General features: G+C 65.9%; 16 protein-coding genes. 2 read left to right on the forward strand and 14 right to left on the reverse strand.

The features are described 5' to 3' along the window. Positions 1–3: 3 nt before the first annotated feature. The 12 genes from IE157_RS00955 to glmS all read right to left on the reverse strand — a co-directional run bounded on the left by IE157_RS00955 (position 4) and on the right by glmS (position 17,428). A complete protein-coding gene (locus tag IE157_RS00955; protein ID WP_318281240.1) occupies positions 4–996 on the reverse strand; it encodes an aldo/keto reductase in 993 nt (330 codons plus the stop codon). Next, positions 993–1,976 (reverse strand): amidohydrolase family protein, encoded by a 984-nt coding sequence (locus IE157_RS00960; protein WP_193518884.1) that lies wholly within the window; start codon positions 1,974–1,976, stop codon positions 993–995. Before IE157_RS00960 ends, IE157_RS00955 begins: the two co-directional genes overlap by 4 nt. Before the next feature lie 31 nt (positions 1,977–2,007). Next, complete coding sequence (locus tag IE157_RS00965; RefSeq protein WP_193518885.1) at positions 2,008–2,427, reverse strand: RbsD/FucU family protein; 420 nt, start codon at positions 2,425–2,427, stop codon at positions 2,008–2,010. Further along, positions 2,424–3,908 (reverse strand): sugar porter family MFS transporter, encoded by a 1,485-nt coding sequence (locus IE157_RS00970; RefSeq protein WP_318281241.1) that lies wholly within the window; start codon positions 3,906–3,908, stop codon positions 2,424–2,426. Before IE157_RS00970 ends, IE157_RS00965 begins: the two co-directional genes overlap by 4 nt. 87 nt (positions 3,909–3,995) lie before the next feature. Then, positions 3,996–5,324 carry an enolase C-terminal domain-like protein gene (locus IE157_RS00975; RefSeq protein WP_193518886.1) on the reverse strand — a complete coding sequence of 443 codons (1,329 nt, stop codon included), beginning with the start codon at positions 5,322–5,324 and terminating at the stop codon, positions 3,996–3,998. 173 nt (positions 5,325–5,497) lie between these two features. After that, positions 5,498–6,433, reverse strand: coding sequence for a bile acid:sodium symporter family protein (locus IE157_RS00980; protein WP_193518887.1), 936 nt, complete (start codon positions 6,431–6,433; stop codon positions 5,498–5,500). A gap of 281 nt (positions 6,434–6,714) precedes the next feature. Then, positions 6,715–8,535, reverse strand: a complete 1,821-nt coding sequence (gene treZ / locus IE157_RS00985; RefSeq protein ID WP_193518888.1) for a malto-oligosyltrehalose trehalohydrolase — start codon at positions 8,533–8,535, stop codon at positions 6,715–6,717. A 3-nt stretch (positions 8,536–8,538) separates the two neighbouring features. Next, positions 8,539–10,902 carry a malto-oligosyltrehalose synthase gene (gene treY / locus IE157_RS00990; RefSeq protein ID WP_193518889.1) on the reverse strand — a complete coding sequence of 788 codons (2,364 nt, stop codon included), beginning with the start codon at positions 10,900–10,902 and terminating at the stop codon, positions 8,539–8,541. A gap of 166 nt (positions 10,903–11,068) precedes the next feature. Beyond that, entirely contained in the window at positions 11,069–13,261 is a 2,193-nt protein-coding gene (glgX, locus tag IE157_RS00995) for a glycogen debranching protein GlgX (RefSeq protein ID WP_064847339.1), read from the reverse strand. Between the two features lie 83 nt (positions 13,262–13,344). Further along, positions 13,345–15,030 (reverse strand): bifunctional ADP-dependent NAD(P)H-hydrate dehydratase/NAD(P)H-hydrate epimerase, encoded by a 1,686-nt coding sequence (locus IE157_RS01000; RefSeq protein WP_064847340.1) that lies wholly within the window; start codon positions 15,028–15,030, stop codon positions 13,345–13,347. Next, complete coding sequence (locus IE157_RS01005; protein WP_035959524.1) at positions 15,023–15,394, reverse strand: holo-ACP synthase; 372 nt, start codon at positions 15,392–15,394, stop codon at positions 15,023–15,025. Before IE157_RS01005 ends, IE157_RS01000 begins: the two co-directional genes overlap by 8 nt. Before the next feature lie 150 nt (positions 15,395–15,544). Beyond that, positions 15,545–17,428 (reverse strand): glutamine--fructose-6-phosphate transaminase (isomerizing), encoded by a 1,884-nt coding sequence (glmS, locus tag IE157_RS01010; RefSeq protein ID WP_064847341.1) that lies wholly within the window; start codon positions 17,426–17,428, stop codon positions 15,545–15,547. Between the two features lie 75 nt (positions 17,429–17,503). On the opposite strand from glmS, the gene coaA reads away from it, so the two are divergent. Together coaA and mscL are read left to right on the forward strand one after the other, a co-directional pair. Then, on the forward strand, positions 17,504–18,460 hold the full coding sequence (gene coaA, locus IE157_RS01015) for a type I pantothenate kinase (RefSeq protein ID WP_082943466.1): 957 nt from the start codon (positions 17,504–17,506) through the stop codon (positions 18,458–18,460). A 35-nt stretch (positions 18,461–18,495) separates the two neighbouring features. Further along, complete coding sequence (gene mscL, locus IE157_RS01020; RefSeq protein ID WP_064847343.1) at positions 18,496–18,963, forward strand: large conductance mechanosensitive channel protein MscL; 468 nt, start codon at positions 18,496–18,498, stop codon at positions 18,961–18,963. An 86-nt stretch (positions 18,964–19,049) separates the two neighbouring features. Here the strand turns inward: mscL and glmM are convergent, their stop codons facing one another. Further along, positions 19,050–20,399 carry a phosphoglucosamine mutase gene (gene glmM / locus IE157_RS01025; RefSeq protein ID WP_064847344.1) on the reverse strand — a complete coding sequence of 450 codons (1,350 nt, stop codon included), beginning with the start codon at positions 20,397–20,399 and terminating at the stop codon, positions 19,050–19,052. Positions 20,400–20,447: 48 nt separating this feature from the next. Further along, positions 20,448–21,488, reverse strand: coding sequence for a polyphosphate kinase 2 (gene ppk2, locus IE157_RS01030; RefSeq protein ID WP_064847345.1), 1,041 nt, complete (start codon positions 21,486–21,488; stop codon positions 20,448–20,450). Positions 21,489–21,632: the final 144 nt, after the last annotated feature.

The raw sequence follows: 21,632 nt of genomic DNA on the forward strand, positions 1-21,632 counted from the left end.
GGATCAGTGATTGGTGATGAGCCCCGCATCCGCGGCTGCGGACCAGAACTCATCCGGGACGGGTGTCTCGAAGAGCTCCACATTGCGGCGCACGTGATCCGGAGTCCTCATCCCCACCACGCTGGTCACGATCGCAGAATGGCGCATCGGGAAGGCCAGAGCTGCGGCAGGCAAGGTGGTGCCGTACTCTGCCGCGAGATCCGCCAGTTTCCTGGCCCGCGCGATGAGCTCCGGCGGAGCGGCGTCGTAGTTGTAATGCGCGTCGTCCGGGACGTCCTGGCGGGCCAGGAGACCCGAGTTGAAAACTCCCACCGCATTGACTTTCACATTGTGGTCTACGCACGCGGGCAGCAACGATTGGGCCGCCTCCTGTTCCAGGAGCGTGTACCGGCCGGCCAACATGATGATGTCCGGTTGAGTTTCCCTCACGAACCGTTCCAGCATTTGCCACTGGTTCATTCCAGCACCCCAGGCTTGGATCACGCCTTGCTCGCGCAGCTCTGAAAAAGCGGGTACTGCTCCGTGCAGCGCCTGATCCCAGTACCCATCCGGGTCGTGGATATAGGCGATGTCCACCTGGTCCAGCCCCAGGCGTTCCAAGGATTCCTCGAGGGACCGCTTCACGCCGTCCGAGGAGTAATCCCGCACGCGGTACAGGTCATCAGGAACTTCGAATCCCTCGGTGTCCTTTCCCTGAGGATGTGGGTTGTCCCGGAGCAAACGCCCCACCTTGGTGGAGAGAATGAACTCATCGCGAGGCTTGGTCTGTAGAAATGCGCCGAGCCTCCGTTCCGAGAGTCCCAACCCGTAGTGCGGTGCGGTGTCGAAGTGGCGAATTCCCAAGTCCCACGCCGTTTCGAGCGCCTCACGGGCCGTGGCGTCATCGACCGTGCGGTATAGGTTTCCGAGCTGTGCCGCCCCGTAACCCAGTCGACCGTGACGGGCGATTGCTTCTTCGAGTGATGGCTTCATAACGGTTGTCCTCTTGACGTTCACAAGTTGTTCTGGTGGTTGCTGCGCGGATCGCTCCCCGCGTTGGTAGCCGTCGCTGTCTGCTCACTCAGGCCGTAGATGCGCTGCGCGGTCAAGGATGCGATTGATTCGAGCGCTGGTCCGGTCAAGTCGGGTTTCAGCAGCTGGATCTGGAACTGGATGCAGTCCCGTGTTCGAACCCATCCCTTCCCCGATACCGGTGCGTCAGAACCGAGCATGACGCGTTCGTGGCCGAAGTTCCTGAGCGCGAATCGCAGCGGTGCGCTGCACAATTCAGCGGCCTCAGGTGTCAGCACTGTTCGCGAGGTCTGCTCGGTTGCTGGCTCCGATCTGGCTCTCTGCGGCTGATGCGGCGGGGGCATTTCGGCGACCAGGCCCGAACACTTCACAACCACCCGGGGGTCGGCGGCCAGCGTTGTAATGTCGTCACGCCATCGCGTCAGGTCCTGCCCCAGCGGGGGCTTTCCCAGGTGATCAAGCACCAGGATTCCGTCCGTGTCGAGCATCCGCAGCATGTGCGTCATCTCCACGAGCTGGTGGGCCCGCACACACACGTCGAACGGCAATCCGGCCGAATGCACTGCAGCAATGACGCCGACGACGTCGCGAGACGCCAATTCTCCCGGGCCAAGTTCTTGCAGGTTGTGTCTGACTCCAACCACGCGTGGTGTGTCTGCGAGCGCGCTCATCGTGTCCTGAGTGGCACCCATTCCATGGGGTAATGCAGCGATGATGCCCAGGACCTTGTCGTTCCGGTCGGCAATGTCGAGCAGCCATTTCAGCTCAGCTTTCTCGTAGCCGACGTCGACCCCCGCCTCCACCAGCACCGAGGGCAGAGGTTCCGATTCCTCGAACAGGTCCTCCGTGGGAAGGCCTGCTCCTCGCACCCAGTTCCAGGGCAGGTGGTGCAGATCCCACAGGTGACGGTGGGAATCCACCATGGGCACCAGGGTTTGTTCGGGGGCCGACGTCGTCTGATTCATTACTAAGCAGCCCTCCCTGCGCCGGTGGTGTTCACCAAGGGATCACGCCTACCGTGAGCAGGAGATTGGCGTACTGGCGCTGCTCACCGGTGGCGATGACCACAGCCACGTCATTCTCGCGAGCGCGGTCGTAGAACGTGAACCGTTCCAATCCCGTCAATTCGGCCTGGGATCCGAGGGTCTCGCCGTAGCCCTCGACGGCCGGCGAAGCGGCGCCCTCGGCGTTCTCCATGTACTCGGCGGCCTCTACCGGAACCGTGGTAATTAGGAGCTCCAGAACCTGGTCCGCCGTCAGCAACCCCGGTGCCACGTTGAGTGGGATCCGTGTGGCGCGATGGCCCACCCCCGTGACGTGGGGGTAGTTGCCATCGGCGATGAGGATCTTGGTTCCGTGACCGCACCGGGCCAATGCGGCCAACAACTCAGGATGGGTGATCGGTGTTCGCATCATGAGTTACTGCCCGCGGTCTGCTTGTCGGTTAGGGACTTGACCTCACCGAAAATCTCTTCTTCGATCTCCTCGAGGGAACGCCCCTTGGTCTCCGGCACCCGCAGAACCGTGTAAGCCGTTCCTGCCACTGACAGGACAGCGAAGACCATGAAGATCCACGGACCCATGCCTGCGAGCAGCATGGGGAACACCAGGGCGAAAGTCGCGTTGAGCAGGTACTGCGTAAAGGTGATGGCGCCAGTACCGATAGCGCGAGTCTGCAGCGGCAGGATCTCCGGAACGTACAGCCAGAACACCGGGCCCAGTCCGAAGCCGAAGGAGAAGGTGTAGACGAACACCGCCGCCACGGCGATCCACCCGGATTCCGCGAAGAAGGTCAAGACGACCATCGCCACTGCCTGACCAGCCATGGAAATGGCGAGCATTTTCACACGGCCCATCTTGTCGATCAGCGGTAGAGCAATGGCTGTGGAGATCACTAGGGCCGTGCCCACGCCGTAGTTGGCCACGGCACCGGGGTTGTTACCAAGCCCCTCCACGTCCTTGAAGATGATGGGCGCGTAGTAGACCACCGCGTTGATGCCGGTCCACACCTGGAAGAACGTCAGGATGGCAAGAATGGTGAGCGGTTTCCGCGCGTCGGACAGGACACCGCCCAGGCCCTTGGTGGGGCGGTCCAGGACCTCTTCGATTTCCTGGATTTCCTTGGCCGCGAATTCCTCACCACCGCGCATGGTCCGCAGAACATGGAGCGCGTCTCGGGAACGACCACGCATCATCAACCAGCGAGGTGAGGGCGGAGCGATGAACATACCCACGAAGAAGATCACGGCAGGAATTACGCCCAAACCGAGCATCCAGCGCCAGCCGTCGGGGGTGCTGTGGAAGATGTCGCCCACCGCGTAGGCGGCCAGGATTCCGACATTCACGGCAAGCTGGTACAGGCCGGTCAGCAGACCACGAACACGCGTGGGAGCCAACTCCGATAGGTAGATCAAGCCGAACATGTTGGCAATACCGATACCGAACCCCAGAAAGAACCGCGCAGCCATCAGACCAACGGGGCCCGAAACAATGGCGCAGAACAAGGATCCGAGGATGAAGATCACACCGCCAACCAGCAGGATCTGCCGCCGGTCGAAGCGACGAGCCGCAATGGTGGAGACCACGATGGAGGGCAGCGCGCCGTAGAGTAGCAGCGAGGTGATGAGGCCGGTCTGTGATGCCGTGAGGTCAAATTGACCCTCGAGCAATGGCAAGGCACCCGAGATGGCCCCGGAGTCGAAGCCATACAGCAGGCCGGACAAGCCCGCCAGTACCGCGACCAGGTACACCTTGCGCGGGATCGGCTCGCGCATGAAGTCTGTCTGGGCCGCCTTACCGGGAGCAGCCGACGTTGCTGCACCAGTTGTACGTGTGTCACGCGTTTCGCCGTGAATTTCAGGCGTGCCAGCGGCGCGCGGTGAACCAAAATTGGACATGAGAACCCCTAAAGGTCGTTCGTGGGTCGGCATCTTTGCTGGCCCTCACGTTGGATGAGGTAAAAATCAGAACTGAGACGGGCGTTGCTAGACGCTGACGCCCACGGGCGTATCGGTGGTCGCCCACTCGGCACCGTTCGGGAACTCGTACCGGGCCAAGGATGGCTGGGACATTTCCGCTGTGGATCCCGGTGCTTCGGGCGGCCAGTAGCGTCCGTCGTGCACGTCAACGGGAGTCAAGAAATGCTCGTGCAGGTGATCCACGAACTCGATCATCCGCGAGTTGTCCAGCTGCTTGGACACCGCGATCGAATCGAAGAAGGACAAGTGCTGGACCAGTTCGCACAGGCCCACTCCCCCAGCATGGGGGCATACCCGGACTCCGAAGTGCGCGGCGAGTAGCAGGATGGTGATGTTCTCGTTCACACCTGCCACGCGGCAAGCGTCCATCTGCAGAACTTGAAGACTCTTTGCCTGAAGCATCTGTTTGAACACCACGCGGTTCTGCACGTGCTCACCTGTTGCCACGGGAATTGGAGCGATCGCCTCGGCAATTGCCGCATGCCCGAGGACATCGTCCGGGCTGGTGGGCTCTTCAACCCAGGCCAGGTCGTAGGGAGCCAACTCACGAACCCATTCGATGGCATCTGAGACATCCCATCGCTGATTCGCGTCAATGGCGATCGGGAAATCCGGACCACACACCTCGCGAGCCTTGCGGACTCGACGGATATCGTCCTGAAGATTGGCCCCCACTTTGAGTTTGATCTGTGGGAAGCCGTCCGCCATGGCTTCACGCGCTAACCGCTCGAGCTTTTCATCGGAGTAACCCAGCCATCCCGGAGAGGTGGTGTAGGCGGCGTAACCCTCCGCTCGCAATCGGTCGATGCGTGCCCGCTTTCCTTCCGCTCCGCGCCGCAGGATATTCAGAGCCTCCTGCTCCGACATGGCATCGGTGAGGTATCGCAGATCGATGAGCCCGAACAGTTCCTCGGGCGACATCTCCGCCAACAGCAGCCACAAGGGCTTATTGGCCTTCTTGGCCTTGAGATCCCACAGAGCATTGATGACAGCGCCGATGGCCATGTGCATCACACCCTTTTCGGGGCCGAGCCAGCGCAACTGTGAATCGTTATTGAGCTCTCGCCACACACTTCCCAGGTCATCCAGGAGGGGTTCGACCTCCCGTCCGATGAACCGTTGGGCGACCACCTCAATGGCCGCTGCTTGGACGTCGTTGCCACGTCCGATGGTGAAAACGAAACCGTGGCCTTCCAATCCGTCGGTGTGGTCGGTGCGTAGTTCGAGGTACGCCGCTGAGTAATCGGGATCGGGGTTCATGGCGTCCGATCCGTCCAACTCTTTGGAGGTGGGGAACCGAATGTCTCGCACTCGGCTTTCGACAATGGTGCTCATGCTTGGCCTTTCGCAGGCGGATCGCTGAAGTGTGCTCTCGAGTCCAGGCGGCGGGTTCATCCGATGTCTGCTCGATGGTGTCTGTTGTGAGTCACCCACCGCTTATGACTGGAGTCACGTGATTAACGTCTCCCACAGAGTAAACATCTGATGTTTAGTCCGTCAAGAGCCCATTACGCAATTTTTTGCAGCTCTTTTTCCGGATTGGTCCGATGGCTATGGGAGTCTGCGACGCCGAAACCTGTAGCCAGAAGCGCACCAGCCACGTTGTGCCAGATGGTGGCCACCGCTGAGGGCAGTGCGCTCATGGGTTCAAAATTCTGATGACACAGCGCCGCAGCCAGTCCAGCGTTCTGCATACCCACTTCGACGCTGATTGCCCGGCGTTCGCGGTAGCCCAGCCGGGCCAACCTCGCCGCCGCCCAACCCAGGGCAAATCCGAAGGCGTTGTGCAGCACCACCGCCACGAAGACCATCCCCAGTGCGGACGCAAGAACCTGGGCGTTCGCGGCCATAATGCCCGCGATCACCACAGCCAGAGCGGCAATGGAGAGCCATGGGATCACGGAGCTGAGGTGAGAGACCAGACGTTTTGCGACGATGCGAACGAGCACGCCCAATAGCACGGGGATCAGGACAATGGTGAGGATCTGCTTGAGCATAGCGACAAAGGAGACGTCCACGTAGCTACCGGCCAGCCACAAAATCAGCAGCGGTGTCATGAGGGGTGCGATCAGGGTCGAAACGGCCGTGGTGCACACGGACAATGCAACGTTGCCATTCGCCAGATAGGCCACGATGTTCGATGAAGCCCCGCCCGGTGCCGACCCCAGAACAACCATCCCCACAATCAGAATCGGGTCGAGTTGCAGAGCTACACCCACGCCCAATCCGGCCAGGGGCATGATGAAGTACTGGGCAATCGCACCCAGGATCACCGTGTGGGGCTTGGTGGCAAGAATCTTCAGATCGGGTAAGGCAATGGTCATGCCCATGAAGAACATGACCACTCCGAGCAACGGCGTGATCACGGGGCCGAGCGCCGAAGCCTGCTCGTGGAATACCAAGCCGAGCAGGCCCGCAAAAATAATGATGATGGGGAAAGCCAACACTGAGATGCTGGATCGAGAGAGACGGGCCACGGGAGCTCCTGAGGTTCAGGAGCAGACATCGGATGATTATGACGTGAGCCTAATCGTACACACGCGGTGCGCGGATACCAGCTCATTGCGCACCGCCGACGGAACAACGGATGACCTCACGATCACCGACCCCGAGCTAACCGAATCCGTGAACGATCAGGTGTGCGTTTGTTTCGTTGAATCCAGAAACAGAAAAGCCGCGGCAACCAAGAATCCGTCGATCCCGGTCGCCGCGGCTTCAGCCCTGCTCAGACGCGCAGCACCGCAGCAGTATTCGGCGCCAGGGTTGCCTTACCGGGGGTTTCCAGTCCCGGTTCGACGCCGCTCGCAAACAGCACCTGGGGCGCGTCGCCTCCCATGAGGGGCAGGTCGCGCTCCTGGTCGGACAGATTGATCACCACGACCACGCCGTGCTCGGACTCCGGCTCGCTCATCCGCTTGAGTACGAACCACTGCTCGGAGTCGCTCGCCTGGGTGGCCACGGTGGCCCAGTTCTGATCGGTGAGCTCCGGGGTGTCGTGGCGCAGCGCGATCAGCTCCCGGTAGGCGTCCAGGATGCGCTGGTGCTCACCTTCGTGCACCTCGCCCCAGTCGAGCTTGGAACGTTCGAACGTCTGCGGGTCCTGGGGATCCGGGACGGTCGCGTGATCCCAGGCCATCGCGGCGAATTCCGCCTTGCGGCCCGTGGCCACGGCCTCCCCCAGTTCGGGTTCGGGGTGGGCCGTGAAGAACTGCCACGGCGTGCTGGCCCCGAACTCCTCGCCCATGAACAGCATGGGCGTGTAGGGCTGGGTGAGCAGCCACGTGGCGGCCGCGATCGCCCGGTCCACGCTCATGCCGTGGTTCATCCGGTCCCCGGCCGCGCGGTTGCCCACCTGGTCGTGGTTCTGCAGGAACGTCACGAACTGCCACGGCCGCTGCTCGGCAGGATCGATCTCGCGGCCGTGCGAGCGGCCACGGAACGTGGAGTACGTCCCGTTGTGGAAGTACGCCGTGTGCATGGTCTTCTCCAGGGCGTGCAGGGATGCGAAGTCCCCGTAGTACCCGTGGGTCTCCCCGGTGAACGCCACGTGCGCGGCGTGGTGGACGTCGTCGAGCCACTGCGCGTCCATGCCCAGACCGTGCCCCTCCGTACCCGCGATCATGCGGGGATCGTTGAGGTCGGATTCCGCGATGGCCACGAGCTCCTTGCCCGTGCGCTCGGACTCCGCCGCGATGCGCTGGGCGATCTGCTCCAGGATGTGCGTGGCGCGGGAATCGGCGAGCGCATGCACGGCATCCAGGCGGAACCCGTCCACGTGGTAGTCGCGCAGCCACATGGTGATGTTGTCCAGGATGTACTCGCGCACCCCGTCCGAACCCCACCCGTCCAGGTTGATCAGGTCCCCCCAGCTGGAGGCCCCGGGCTTGAAGTACTCCGCGAAGAGCGGCAGGTAGTTCCCGCTGGGTCCCAGGTGGTTGTAGACCACGTCCTGGATCACGGCGATGCCCTTGGTGTGGCACGCGTCCACGAACCGCTGATAGGCCTCGGGCCCACCGTAGGACTCATCCACGGTGTACCAGGCGACGCCGTCGTAGCCCCAGTTGTGGTCCCCGTTGAACCCGTTGACGGGCAACAGTTCCACGGCGTCCACGCCGAGGTCCACGAGGTGGTCCAACTTGCCGATCGCCGCATCGAGCGTGCCCTCCGGGGTGAACGTCCCGGGGTGCAGTTCATAGAGCACCGAGTCCCGCAGCGGACGCGGCCGCCACGCGGCGTCGTGCCATTCGAAGGCGTCCGGGTCGAACGTGCAGGACAAATCGTGCACACCTTGCGGCTGGCGGCGTGAGCGCGGGTCTGGAAGCACCTCGGACACCGAAGTGCGTTCCTTGTCCGTGCCCTCGTCGAAGACCTTGGTCAGCAGGTAGCCGTAGCGCACGGTGCCCCGGGGGACGTCGGCGTCGTCGGGCAGCGTCCACCAGCCGGGGCGATCGGCCAGGCCCTGCATGGGGTGGTCCACACCGTCGATGCGCACGGTGACCTTGCGGGCGTGGGGTGCCCACACGTCGAAACGATGGTCCTGGGTCATGTCTCAGCCGTCCTTCCGGCGCAGGATCGCCACGGGGTAGGTGAAGAGGAGGTCGGCCAGGCGCACGGCGCCGTCCTGGTCCGTGGTGTACTCGCGGTGCGTGAGGACGTCCTGCCACGTCCCCGGCGCGAGGACCACGGTCTCGTCCGTGAAGCCGCCCTCGGGGGCGAGGGTCGCGGGGAAGCGGGTGACCACGGTGGCCACGCCGCCGCGGTCGAAGCCCAGTGCGTGCTCGGCGAGCGCGCCCCGGAACTCCAGCGGTATGTACTCCGTGAACAGCTCGGGGTGCTCGCCGCGCAGCCGCAGGGCGCGCGAGGTCAACAGCATGCGCGCCGCCCCCGTGCCGTCCACGGGCGGGGTGGCGTCCGCGGAACCCGGCCGAGCGGCGTCGAGCCGTGCCAACATCTGCTCGCGCGCCGCGAAGTCCACGGGCCGACGGTTGTCGGGGTCCACGAGCGACGGTTCCCACAACTCCTGCCCCTGGTAGACGTCCGGGACGCCCGGCAGGGTCAGCTGCAGCGCGGTGGCCGCCAGGGCGTTGCTGAACCCCGGTGCGCTCACGCGCTCCACGCACCCCTCCACGATGCCGCGGGCGCGCGGGTTGCTGAAGAGGAAGTCGATGAACCGGGTCAGCTCCGCCTCGAAGTGCTCGTCCCCGTCCACCCACGCGGTGGACACGGACGCCTCGCGCACGGCCTTCATCGCGTAGTCCACGGCACGATTGCGCTCGAGCGGCCACGCACCCACCACGGCCTGCAGGACGAGGTTCACGGCGGGTCCGTCCGCCAGCTCGATCTGCGCGTCCTTGGCGCGGTTGACGAGCGTGGCCACGGTCTCGGACCAGGCCCTGGGCTGCTCCGAGAGCACCGTGATCCGCGCACGCACCGATGCCGAGCGCTTGGTGTCGTGGGTGGTCAGTGCGTTCATGGTCGCGGGCGATTCACGCTGCCGCCGCGCCGCCTCCGCGTGGAACTGCTCGGGCGTGAGCGAGAAGACCGAGGGGTCACCGCCCACCTCGGTGAGGGAGGAGAGCTTGGGGTATCGGTAGAACGCGGTGTCTTCCACGCCCTTGGCCATGACCATGCCCGAGGTCTGCTGGAAACGCTGCGCCACTCCGCTCAGGGTGCCGTTCACGTCCCCGCCGAGTTCACGCGCGAGGTCGTCGAGCACGTCCGCGAGCTCGGGGCGCCATCGCCGCGCGGCGGCGACCGCGTCGCGCAGGTACTGCGCACCCTCGGGCAGGTACGTGCGGTACACCGGGAAGTTGGCGAGGATCTCGGCGAGACCGTCATACGACGCCGCGGCCCCGTGCGGGAAGTCGGCCGGCAGTTCGCGCACCAGGCGGTGCACCTCTGCGGCCAGGCCAGCGTCCGCCATCCGGCGCTTGGTCTCGTGGATCAGCGGGTCCCAGCGCACGGGCTGACCACCGCGCAGCTTGGTGTCCAATGAGGCGAGCTCGTAGTGCCCGCGTGCGTCCGTGAGCACCCGGTCGATCCAGCCCAGCGAGTCGTAGCCCGTGGTCCCGGCCGTGCGCCACTGTTCGGGCAGGTACTCCCCCGGTTCCAAGATCTTCTCGACGACGGTCCACGCGCCGTCCGTGAGCCCGGCCAGCTTCCCGAGGTAGTCCTGCGGGTCCCGCACCCCGTCCGGGTGGTCGATGCGCAGCCCGTCCACGAGTCCCTCGCGGAACCAGCGCGCGACCTCCGCGTGGGATTCCTCGAAGACACGGGCGTCCTCGACCCGCACCCCGGCGAGCGTGGCCACGGTGAAGAACCGGCGGTAGTTCAGCTCGGAGTCACCGCGGCGCCAGTTGATCAGTTCGTAGTGCTGCCGCCCGTGCACCTCGGCGGGATCGTCGCCCTCGCGGTACGTGCCCTCGGCCAGGGGGTAGACGTTGTCGTAGTAGCGCAGCGTCCCGTCCTGGACGGTGAGCGCGGAGAGGTCCTCGTCACCGTCGCCGAGCACCGGGATCAAGATCTTGCCGCCGCCGGCCTGCCAGTCCACGTCGAACGCGTCCGCGTAGGGGCTGTCCTGCCCCTTCTCGAGCAGCGACCACCACCACGGGTTCTCCTGCGGGGCGGCCACGCCCTGGTGGTTGGGCACGATGTCCACGACGACGCCCAGTCCGGCCTCGTGCGCGGCATCGGACAGTGCCTTCAGCCCCTCCGATCCCCCGCGTTCGGGATCCACCTCGGTGGGATCTACGACGTCGTACCCGTGGTCCGAGCCGCTCGTGGCCCGCAGGATGGGCGAGAGGTACACCCACCCCGCCCCCAGACGCTTGATGTAGGGGACCAGTTCCGCCGCGCGATGCAGGTCCTGCTGGGTCGTGATTTGCAACCGGTACGTTGAAGTGGGTGTCAGCACCCTTACAGTCTTGCCGAATGCGCGCGCTCGGGCCAGTCACCCCGCGCTCAACGAGCACCGTGACGTAAACGGCGGACGCGCCACCCGTGTGGGGTGACGCGTCCGCAGTCGTGTTCAGCGCGGCGCGGGCTGCGGGCGATCTGCCCGGTCACGCACCGCGGGGCGCTCAGGCGTCGTCGGACGACGCCGCGTACACCGCTGCCGCGACGGACGCGGCCACGGAGGCGTCCGGCTCTTCCTCGGGGGCCTCCCACGCGCGCAACAGCACCGTGGACTTGCCTGCCATCCGCAACGTGGAGGAGTGCCCGCGCACGGCACCGTCCGCGTGCTCGCCGGCGGTGTCCACGATCTCCTCCCACTTCATGCCGTAGCTGGCCGGGGGTAGTGTGACGTCCACGGGCTCGGGGTTGGAGTTGAAGTACACGATGAAGTTCACGTCCGTGATCCGGCGACCGCGCATATCCACTCCCGTGATGCCCTGACCGTTGAGCCACATGCCCACGGCACGAGCCAGGGGCTCGTCCCAGTCGGCGGGCACCATGGGCGTGCCGTCCGTGTTGAGCCAGGCAATGTCCGGCATGGGATCGCCCTCGGCACGCTCGCCCATGTCCACGGGACGCCCGTCGAAGAACTGCGAGCGGCGGAACGTGGGGTGTTCGTGGCGCAGGTGGGTGATCACGGAGGTGAACTCCACGAGCGGGGTGTCCACCTTCTCCCAGTTGATCCACGTGAGCTCGTTGTCCTGGCAGTACGTGTTGTTGTTGCCCTTCTGGGTGCGCCCCGCCTCGTCACCGTGCAACAGCATGGGCGTGCCCTGGGACAGCATGAGCGTGGCGATGAAGTTGCGCTGCTGACGCGCACGCATCGCGAGCACCTCGGGATCGTCCGTGGGCCCCTCCTCACCGCAGTTCCACGAGCGGTTGTGGGACTCGCCGTCGTTGTTGTCCTCGCCGTTCTCCTCGTTGTGCTTCTCGTTGTAGGACACGAGGTCCCGCAGTGTGAAGCCGTCGTGGGCGGTCACGAAGTTCACCGAGGCGAAGGGGCGCCGGCCGCTGTTCTCGTAGAGGTCCGCAGAACCGGTGACACGGGACGCGAACTCCCCCAGGGTCGAGGGCTCCCCGCGCCAGAAATCACGCACGGTGTCCCGGTACTTGCCGTTCCACTCGGTCCACTGCGGCGGGAAGTTGCCCACCTGGTAGCCACCGGGACCGATGTCCCAGGGCTCGGCGATCAGCTTGACCTGCGAGACGATAGGGTCCTGCTGGACGAGTTCGAAGAACGTGGAGAGCTTGTCCACGTCGTAGAACTCACGGGCCAGCGTGGCGGCGAGGTCGAAACGGAAACCGTCCACGTGCATCTCGGTGACCCAGTAGCGCAGCGAGTCCATGATCAGCTGCAGCGAGTGGGGGTGACGCACGTTCAGGGAGTTACCGGTACCCGTGTAGTCCATGTAGAACTTCTGGTCGTCGTCCACGGTGCGGTAGTACGCGGTGTTGTCGATGCCCTTCATGGACAGTGTGGGGCCCATGTGGTTGCCCTCGGCCGTGTGGTTGTACACCACGTCCAGGATGACCTCGATGTCCGCTTGGTGCAGTGCGCGCACCATGGCCTTGAACTCCTGGACCTGGCTGCCCAGGTGGGAGGCCGCGCTGTACTCGTTGTGGGGCGCGAAGAACGCGATGGTGTTGTACCCCCAGTAGTTGCGCAGCCCCTTCTCGAGCAGCGTGGAGTCCTGGACGAACTGGTGCACGGGCATCAGTTCGATCGCGGTGACACCCAGCTTCTGCAGGTGTTCGATGACCGCGGGGTGGGACACACCGGCGTACGTGCCGCGCTGTTCCTCCGGGACCTCCGGGTGCTGCATGGTGAGGCCCTTGACGTGGGCCTCGTAGATCACGGACTTGTGGTACGGGGTGCGCGGGGTGCGGTCACCCTCCCAGTCGAAGAACGGGTTGATCACCACGCCCTTCATCATGTGTTCCGCGGAGTCCTGGTGGTTCTCGGAGTCCTCGTCGCCGAAGTTGTAGGAGAACAGGGACTCGTCCCAGTCGATCCCGCCCTCCACGGCCTTGGCGTAGGGGTCCAGGAGTAACTTGTCCGGGTTGCACCGCAACCCCTGGGACGGATCCCACGGCCCGTGCACCCGGTACCCGTAGCGCTGACCGGGCTGCACCTGGGGGAGGTAGCAGTGCCACACGTAGCTGTCCACGGCGGTGACCTCCACGCGCGTCTCCGTGCCGTCCTCCTCGAACAGGCACAGTTCCACGCGGTCCGCGACCTCGGAGAAGAGCGCGAAATTGGTCCCCGTGCCGTCGAACGTGGCGCCCAACGGGTACGGTTGTCCTGGCCAAACTTCCATGTACTTCTCCTCAGCGTGTCGTGGGGCTGTGAGCGGATCCCCGCTCACAGCCAGTCACTAACAATAGTCGTTCGGGTCGCGGCTCACGGACGGGTCAGCACCGCGCGCACGTTCTCCGCGAGCACCGACGGCGGGACGGGGCCCTCCCCATTTGCCCGTGAGGCCACCGCGTGCAGACCGGCCCCGAGGGCCGCGGCGGCCGCCCAGCGACCGTCCCCGCGGGCCCAGTCGCCCAGGACCGCGAGCGCGTCCGGGTGCTCGGCCACGTGGGCCACGACCGTGCCCAGGATTCCGGCGAGGGTGTCCCCCGAACCCGCCGTGGCCAGCCAGGGGCTCGCGTGGCCGATGCTCAGGCACAGGCATTCGTCGCGCCCGGAAGCGTTCCCGTCCTCGCATGCGTCCCCGTTCCGTCCCACGGGGGACGCGATCACGGTCGACGCGCCCTTGAGCAACACCGTGGCGCCCGTGAGGCGCGCGGCTTCACCGGCCCAGTGCACGGGGTTGGCCTCGATCTCGGAGCGCTCCACCGTGGAATCGCACACCCCGAAACCGTGGAGCCACTCGAAGACCTGGGACAGCTCCCCCGCGTGGGGCGTGAGGATCTTATGGGGGCCCAGAGCGGCGTCGAGCACGGATCGCGCGGCGGCGTCGAGCGCACCTGCGTCCAGCACAGCCGGCTCCTGGGCCTCGATGATTGCCTGCACGCGCGCGGCCTGGGACTCGTCCCCCACCACGCCGGGGCCCGCGAGCCACGCCTGGACGTGGACGTCCCACGGCTGGTCGTCCGAGCACACGACCTCCGGACTGCGCGCGAGCACCATGCCGCGCGTGGTCGAATCCCCCAGGAAGCGGACCATCCCCGCGCCAGCGTTGACCGCCGCCTGGGTGCACATGATCGCCGCGCCCGGATAGCTCGACGCGCCGGCCACGACGCCCAGTACACCTCGGGTGTACTTAGTGTCGGTCGCGCCGGGACGCGGCCACGCGGCGAGCACGTCACGCGGTTCGAGCCGGTGCACGGCGGGGTCGCTCAGCCGGTCCTCGATCCCGATGGGCACCACCGTGAGCGCCCCCGTGGCCTGCTCCCCCGGGGACACCACGTGGCCCGTCTTGGCCCCGCCGAACGTGATGGTCGCGTGGGCATGCAGGACCGGCTCGGGAGCCTCGCCGGTGTCCGCGCTGACGCCGGAGACGAGGTCGCACGCCACGATCCGTGGGAAGCGCCGTTCACGCGCGGCGGCGGGATCCCGCTGCCGTTCGGTGAACGCCCGCACGAGCTCAGCGGCCGTACCCCGCAGCCCGCCCTGCGCACCGGTGCCGAGCACGGCGTCCACGATCAGGTGGGCGTCGGCCATGAGGGAGACCGCGCGGGACACCTCCACCGGGTGCGCGGCGGCCACGGCGTCCGAGGGTTCGCGCTCCTCGCCGTCCTGGTCGGTGAGCCGCAGCGCGGTGCCGCCGCGAGCGAGCAGCGCCCGCAGGCCCTGTTCGTGCACGCGCGTGCCGGTCAGGATGGCCACGACCTTCACGCCGCTGCGGCGCAGGAATGCGCCCGCCCACAGTCCGTCCCCGCCGTTGTTGCCCGAGCCCACGAGCAGCACCGCCGTGGTGCCACCCAACAACCCTCTCCGGTTGGTCAGGCGCAACTGCGCTTCGCAGCCGCGGGCCAGTCCCAGGGCCGCACGACGCATCAGCACGTCCCCGTAGCCCTCGTCCAGCAGCGGCTGTTCCGCGGCGCGGATGCTCTCGCCCGAGTACGCCTCAATCATCGCGGTGTCCTCCCTGTCCCTCGGCCACGACGAACGCCACGGCCATGCCGCCGTCGTGGGAGATCGTTACGTGCCATGTTTCCACGCCCCTGCGCCGCGCCTGCTCGGCCACGGTGCCCGCGGTGTGCAGACGGGGAGCGCCGTGGGCGTCGTTGCTGATCCAGCAGTCCTGCCAGATCATCCCCGGCGGGGCCAGCAGCGCCTTGGCCGCGGCCTCCTTGACCGCGAAGCGCGCGGCCAGCGAGCGCGGGTGCAGTTCCCGTTCGTGCGGAACGAACAGGCGTTCCCGCAATCGCGGCGTGCGCTCCAGCTGTCGTTCGAAACGCGCGATGTCCACGATGTCCACGCCGGTGCCCACAATCATGTCGCCAGCCTACCGGCGCCGCCCGGCCCCCTCACGGGCGCCGCGGCACGGCCCGGGCCCCATGGGCGTCGCGGCATGCCCGGGTACGACGACGGCGGGTGACGCTCCCGTGGGAAGCGTCACCCGCCGTCGGATGGACGAACCGGATGATTACTCCACGGTCACGGACTTGGCCAGGTTGCGCGGCTGGTCCACGTCGTAGCCCTTGGCCCCGGCGAGTTCGCACGCGAAGATCTGCAGCGGCACCGTGGCCAGCAACGGCTGCAGCAGCGTGGGCGCCTCGGGGACGTAGAAGACGTGGTTGGCGAACTCGCGCACAGCGTCGTCGCCCTCCTCAGCGATCACGATGGTCTCGGCACCGCGAGCGCGGATCTCCTGGATGTTGGAGACCACCTTGGCGTGCAGCGAGTCCCGGCCGTTGGGCGAGGGGACGATCACGAACACGGGCTGGCCCTGGTCGATCAGCGCGATCGGCCCGTGCTTTAGCTCACCGGCGGCGAAGCCCTCCGCGTGGATGTACGCGATCTCCTTGAGCTTCAGGGCGCCCTCCATGGCCACGGGGAAGCCCACGTGACGACCCAGGAACAGCACGGATTCGGCGTCCTTCATCCCGGTCGCGAGTTCCTTGACCTGCGGCTCCACCTCGTCCAGCACGCGCTGGATCTTGGCGGGCATGGCCTCAAGCTCGGCCAGCATGGTGGAGATCTCGTCCTTGAACTTGTTGCCGCGCAACTGGGCCAGGTACAGGCCCAGCAGGTACGCCGCGGTGATCTGGGCGAGGAACGCCTTGGTGGAGGCCACCGCGATCTCGGGACCCGCGTGCGTGTAGAGCACGGCGTCCGCCTCGCGCGGGATTGTGGAACCGTTCGTGTTGCAGATCGCCACGACCTTGGCGCCCTGTTCCTGCGCGTGACGCACGGCCATGAGGGTGTCCATGGTCTCGCCGGACTGGGAGACCGCGACCACCAGGGTCTTCTCGTTCACGATCGGATCGCGGTAGCGGAACTCGTGCGCGAGCTCCACCTCGGTGGGGATCCGGCACCAGTGCTCGATCGCGTAGCGCGCGACCTGCCCGGCGTATGCTGCGGTACCGCATGCGATCACCACGATCTTGTCGATCGAGCGCAGCACGGTCTCGTCGATCTTGATCTCGTCCAGCGTGAGCCGGCCGTTCTCGTCCAGGCGGCCCAGCAGGGTGTCGCCCACGGCGGCGGGCTGGTCGTGGATCTCCTTCTCCATGAAGGACGGGTAGCCGTCCTTCTCCGCGGCGGCGGCGTCCCACTCGATGTCGAAGGGCTTGCCCTCGGCGGCGTTGCCGTGGAAGTCCACGATCGTGTAGTCGTCCGCGGTGATGGTCACGATCTGGTCCTGGCCCATCTCCACGGCCCGCTTGGTGTAGTCGATGAAACCGGAGACGTCCGAGCCCAGGAAGTTCTCGCCGTCGCCCAGCCCGATCACGAGCGGCGAGTTGCGGCGCGCAGCGACCACGCGGTCCGGGTGGTCCGCGTGCACGGCCAGCAGCGTGAACGCGCCCTCGAGGCGGCGACACGTGTCCTGCATGGCCACGGTGAGGTCCTTCTCGTCCGCGCCCTGCGCGTTGTACGTGCGGGCCAGCAGCACCGCGGCGACCTCGGTGTCCGTCTCGGACGTGAAACTCTCGCCCTGGGCGCTGAGTTCGCGCTTGATCTCGCTGAAGTTCTCGATGATCCCGTTGTGGATCATGGCCAGCTTGCCGCCGTCGACCACGTGGGGGTGCGCGTTGACGTCGGAGGGGCCTCCGTGGGTGGCCCAGCGGGTGTGGCCGATCCCGATGTTCGATTCCGGCAGGGGGTGCGCTTCGAGCTCACCGATCAGGTTGCTCAGCTTCCCGGCCTTCTTGCGGTACTCCACCGCACCGTCGGCGATCACTGCGACGCCCGCGGAGTCGTACCCGCGGTATTCCAGTCGACGAAGCCCCTCGAGGATCACCTCGAGCGCACCGTGCTGTCGCCCGTCAGCACGGTTCGAGCCCACATATCCCACAATTCCACACATGAAAAATACTGTACCGGAAACGCTACGCGCCCTAATGCCTTGCGGGAGGGGGCCCGGGCCTACACTGGTCCGAGCATGAGCACACAGCCCATAACCCACCGCGTCTCCCCTTTCGTGGAGTTGGATCGTCAGACCTGGTCCAGGCTTTCGCACGAGATCGACGTCCCGCTCACCGCGCAGGAGATCGAGAACCTGCGCGGTCTCGGTGACCGGTTGGACGTGGACGAGGTCCGCGAGGTCTATCTGCCCCTTTCGCGGTTGCTCACGCTGTACGACATGTCCTCCACGCAGCTCAATGCCGCCACCAACTCGTTCCTGGGCGAGCATCACGCGCGCACCCCGTTCGTGATCGGGATCGCCGGGTCCGTGGCGGCGGGTAAGTCCACCACGGCCCGCTTGCTGCGCGAGATGCTGGCCCGCTGGCCGTCCACCCCGAACGTGCAGCTCGTGACCACAGACGGTTTCCTCTACCCCAACGCCGAACTACGACGGCGTGGACTCATGGACCGCAAAGGCTTCCCCGAGTCCTACGACCGGCGCGGGCTGCTGCGCTTCGTCTCCGAGATCAAGTCCGGCGCCCCCGAGGTGCATGCCCCCAAGTACTCCCACGTCACCTACGACATCCTCCCGGACGAGGAAGTGGTAGTGACCCGCCCCGACGTCGTGATCGTGGAAGGCCTGAACGTGCTCGCGCCCGCGAAGCTGGAGAGCGGCAAACGCACCGCGCTCGCGCTGAGCGATTTCTTCGACTTCAGCATCTATGTGGACGCCCGCACCCAGGACATCGAACGCTGGTACGTGGAGCGCTTCCAGGCCCTGCGCTCCTCCGCGTTCTCGGACCCCGAGTCCTACTTCCACCGCTACGCGGACCTCACGGACGAGCAGGCACAGGACGTGGCCACGGACATCTGGCGGCGGATCAACGAACCTAACTTGGAGCAGAACGTGCGCCCCACACGCGGCCGCGCCCGGCTGATCCTCTCCAAAGACCACGATCACAAGATCCGCAGGGTGCTGCTGCGAAAGAACTGATATTTTAGGCCCGTTTTCACTGTACGATGAGCGCCATGCTCAGTGGTTTCAAAGAATTCATCATGAAGGGCAACGTGATGGATCTGGCCGTTGCCGTGATCATCGGCGCCGCCTTCTCCAAGATCGTCAATGCTCTCGTCGAGAACGTCCTCATGCCCGCCATCTCGGGACTCGTCGGTTCGCCCAACTTCGACAATTTCGCCGCCGTCACGTTCAACGGCAACCAGGTCAAGTTCGGTGTGCTGCTGACCGCGATCGTGAACTTCCTGCTCATCGCCGCCGCCGTGTACTTCTGCATCGTGCTGCCCATGAACAAGATGATCGAACGCCGCAACCGCCGGCTGGGCATCGAGCCCACCGAGGAGCCGGCCGATCCCAACACCGTGCTGCTCACCGAGATCCGCGACGCGCTCACCGGGCACAACGCCGACGCGCTGCGCACGGACGGCACGCAGACCGGCCTCTCGGGACAGCCCGGTACCACCGGAGGAACGATCCGCTGACCCCCACCACCCCTTCGACGTCAGGAAACGGCGAGGCCCCGCACCACTTCCGGTGCGGGGCCTCGCCGTTGGTCCGTTCGGTGACGCTACAGGCTGAGGTGCTGTTCCACCACGGACACGAGCTCTTCCGCCTCGAGCTGGGCGATGTCCTGCGAAGCCGCCTCCACCATGACCCGTACCACGGGTTCGGTGCCGGAGGGGCGTAACAGCACCCGGCCCTCGCTGCCGAGCCGCTCCTCCGTGCGGGCGACGGCGTCGAGCACCGGTTCGCTCGTTTTGGCCGCCGCCTTGTCCACGCCCTTGACGTTGATCATCACCTGGGGCATGCGCGTCATGGACTTGGCGAGCTCTTGCAACGGCATGCCCGTCTGAGCCACCCGTGAGGCGAGCATCAGACCCGTGAGCAGACCGTCACCGGTGGTCGCGTAATCCGCCATGATCACGTGCCCCGACTGTTCGCCACCCAGGTTGTAGCCGTTGGCCACCATGGATTCCAGGACGTAGCGGTCCCCCACGGAGGCGCGCACGAGCTGGATCCCGGCCTCGTCCAGTGCCAGTTGCAGACCCAGGTTGCTCATGACCGTGGCCACGAGCGTGTTCTGGTTGAGCCTGCCCGCGTCCTTCATGGCCATGGCCAGGATGCACATGATCTGGTCGCCGTCCACCTCCGTGCCGGTGTGGTCCACGGCCAGGCAGCGATCTGCGTCGCCGTCGTGTGCGATGCCCAGATCCGCGCCCAGCTCACGCACGGCCTGCTTGAGCGGACCCAGGTGGGTGGAGCCCACGCCGTCGTTGATGTTCAGCCCGTCCGGTTCCGCACCGATCACGTGCACCTTGGCACCGGCGCCGCGGAACGCGTCCGGCGAGGCGCCGGACGCCGCGCCGTTCGCGCAGTCGAGCACGATCGACAGCCCGTCCAGACGGTGCGGGATGGCACCGACCAGGTGCAGGATGTAGCGGTCCTCGGCGTCCGACAAGCGGGTCACGCGGCCCACTTCCGCACCCGTGGGGCGGCGGAAATCCTTGGCCTCGTAGACCTCCTGGATAGTGTCCTCGATCGCGTCCGGTAGTTTCTTGCCCCCGTGCGCCAGGAACTTAATGCCGTTGTCCGGCGCGGGGTTGTGGGACGCGGAGATCATTACGCCGAAATCGGCGTCGATGTCCCCCACCAGGTAGGCGGCTGCCGGCGTGGGCAGCATCCCGGCGTCGTAGACGTCCACGCCGGAGCTCGCGAGACCCGCGATCACGGCCGCGCCGAGGAACTCCCCGCTCGCGCGCCCGTCCCGTGCCACGACGGCGGTGGGTCGCTTCCCGGCCTCCGCGTGGCCGTGGCCCAGGACGATCGCCGCCGCCTGGGACAGCTCCATGGCAAGTTCTGCTGTGAGGAGGCCGTTCGCGAGACCGCGAACGCCGTCCGTTCCAAAGATTCTAGACATCGAGAGTCATCTTACGACCAACGCCCGCGCAAACCCTGCGCATTCGACTCAGCCCTTCCCAGGCCGGACCACCGGGAAACCGTCCGGGTTCTCGTTGCTGTCCTCCGTGAGATCCGCCGCCCCACCCACGATCTTGGTGTCCGGCGTGCCCACCACGGAGTGGTCCTTGTTGGGGTAGTCGAACTGCGTGAGGACGTAGCGCATGGCCTCGAGCCGCGCGCGTTTCTTGTCATTGGACTTGATCACGGTCCACGGGGCGTCCCCCGTGTCCGTGTAGAAGAACATGGCCTCCTTGGCCTCCGTGTAGTCGTCCCACTTGTCCAGGGATGCCACGTCCGTGGGCGAGAGCTTCCACTGCCGCACCGGGTCCGTCCGGCGGGACTGGAACCGCGCGAGCTGCTCCGCGCGCGTCACGGAGAACCAGAATTTGATCAGGTGCGTGTCCGAGTTCACGAGCATCCGTTCGAACTCCGGCGCCTGACGCATGAACTCGTAATACTGCTGGGACGTGCAGTAGCCCATAACCCGTTCCACACCCGCCCGGTTGTACCACGAGCGGTCCATCAGCACGATCTCTCCACCGGACGGCAGGTGCTTGACGTAGCGCTGGAAGTACCATTGCGTCTGCTCGATGTCCGTGGGCTTCTCGAGCGCCACGACCCGCGCACCACGGGGGTTCAGGTGCTCCGTGAACCGCTTGATCGCCCCGCCCTTGCCCGCGGCGTCCCGGCCCTCGAAGATGATGAGCAGCTTCTGGCCGGTCTCCTTGATCCACAACTGCAGCTTGAGCAGTTCGATCTGCAGGGCCCGCTTGGTGCGCTCGTAGTCCTTGCGAGGCAGCTTCTCGTCGTACGGGTAGCCCAGTTTCCACGCGGTGGACGGTTCCGCCCCGCTCGCGTCGCTGAGTTTCTTCCCGAGCTCCGCGATCTCGTCGAGTTCGGCCGCGTAGTCCTCCACCACGGAGACCCGGTGCTGTTCCTTCTTGAGGGCCTCGTCCACCGCCACCCGCTGCTCTGTGCGCTGTTCCGTCTCGGCCTGCTGCTCCTCGACGACGGCGTTCCCCGACTTCTGCTCCGACTGCTTGCTCATACGGGCCCTCTCTCGACGGTACGGCGGGAGCGACCTCGCTCCACACCTTCATGTTACGTCCGTCACCGCGGCAGGTGGCCGCATGGCAACGCCCGGGCAACGAAACAGGGTCCCGTTCCCCGGCCGAAACCGAGGAACGGGACC

The sequence above is a fragment of the Kocuria marina genome (genome assembly GCA_014652975.1).
Taxonomy (GTDB): domain Bacteria; phylum Actinomycetota; class Actinomycetes; order Actinomycetales; family Micrococcaceae; genus Kocuria; species Kocuria marina.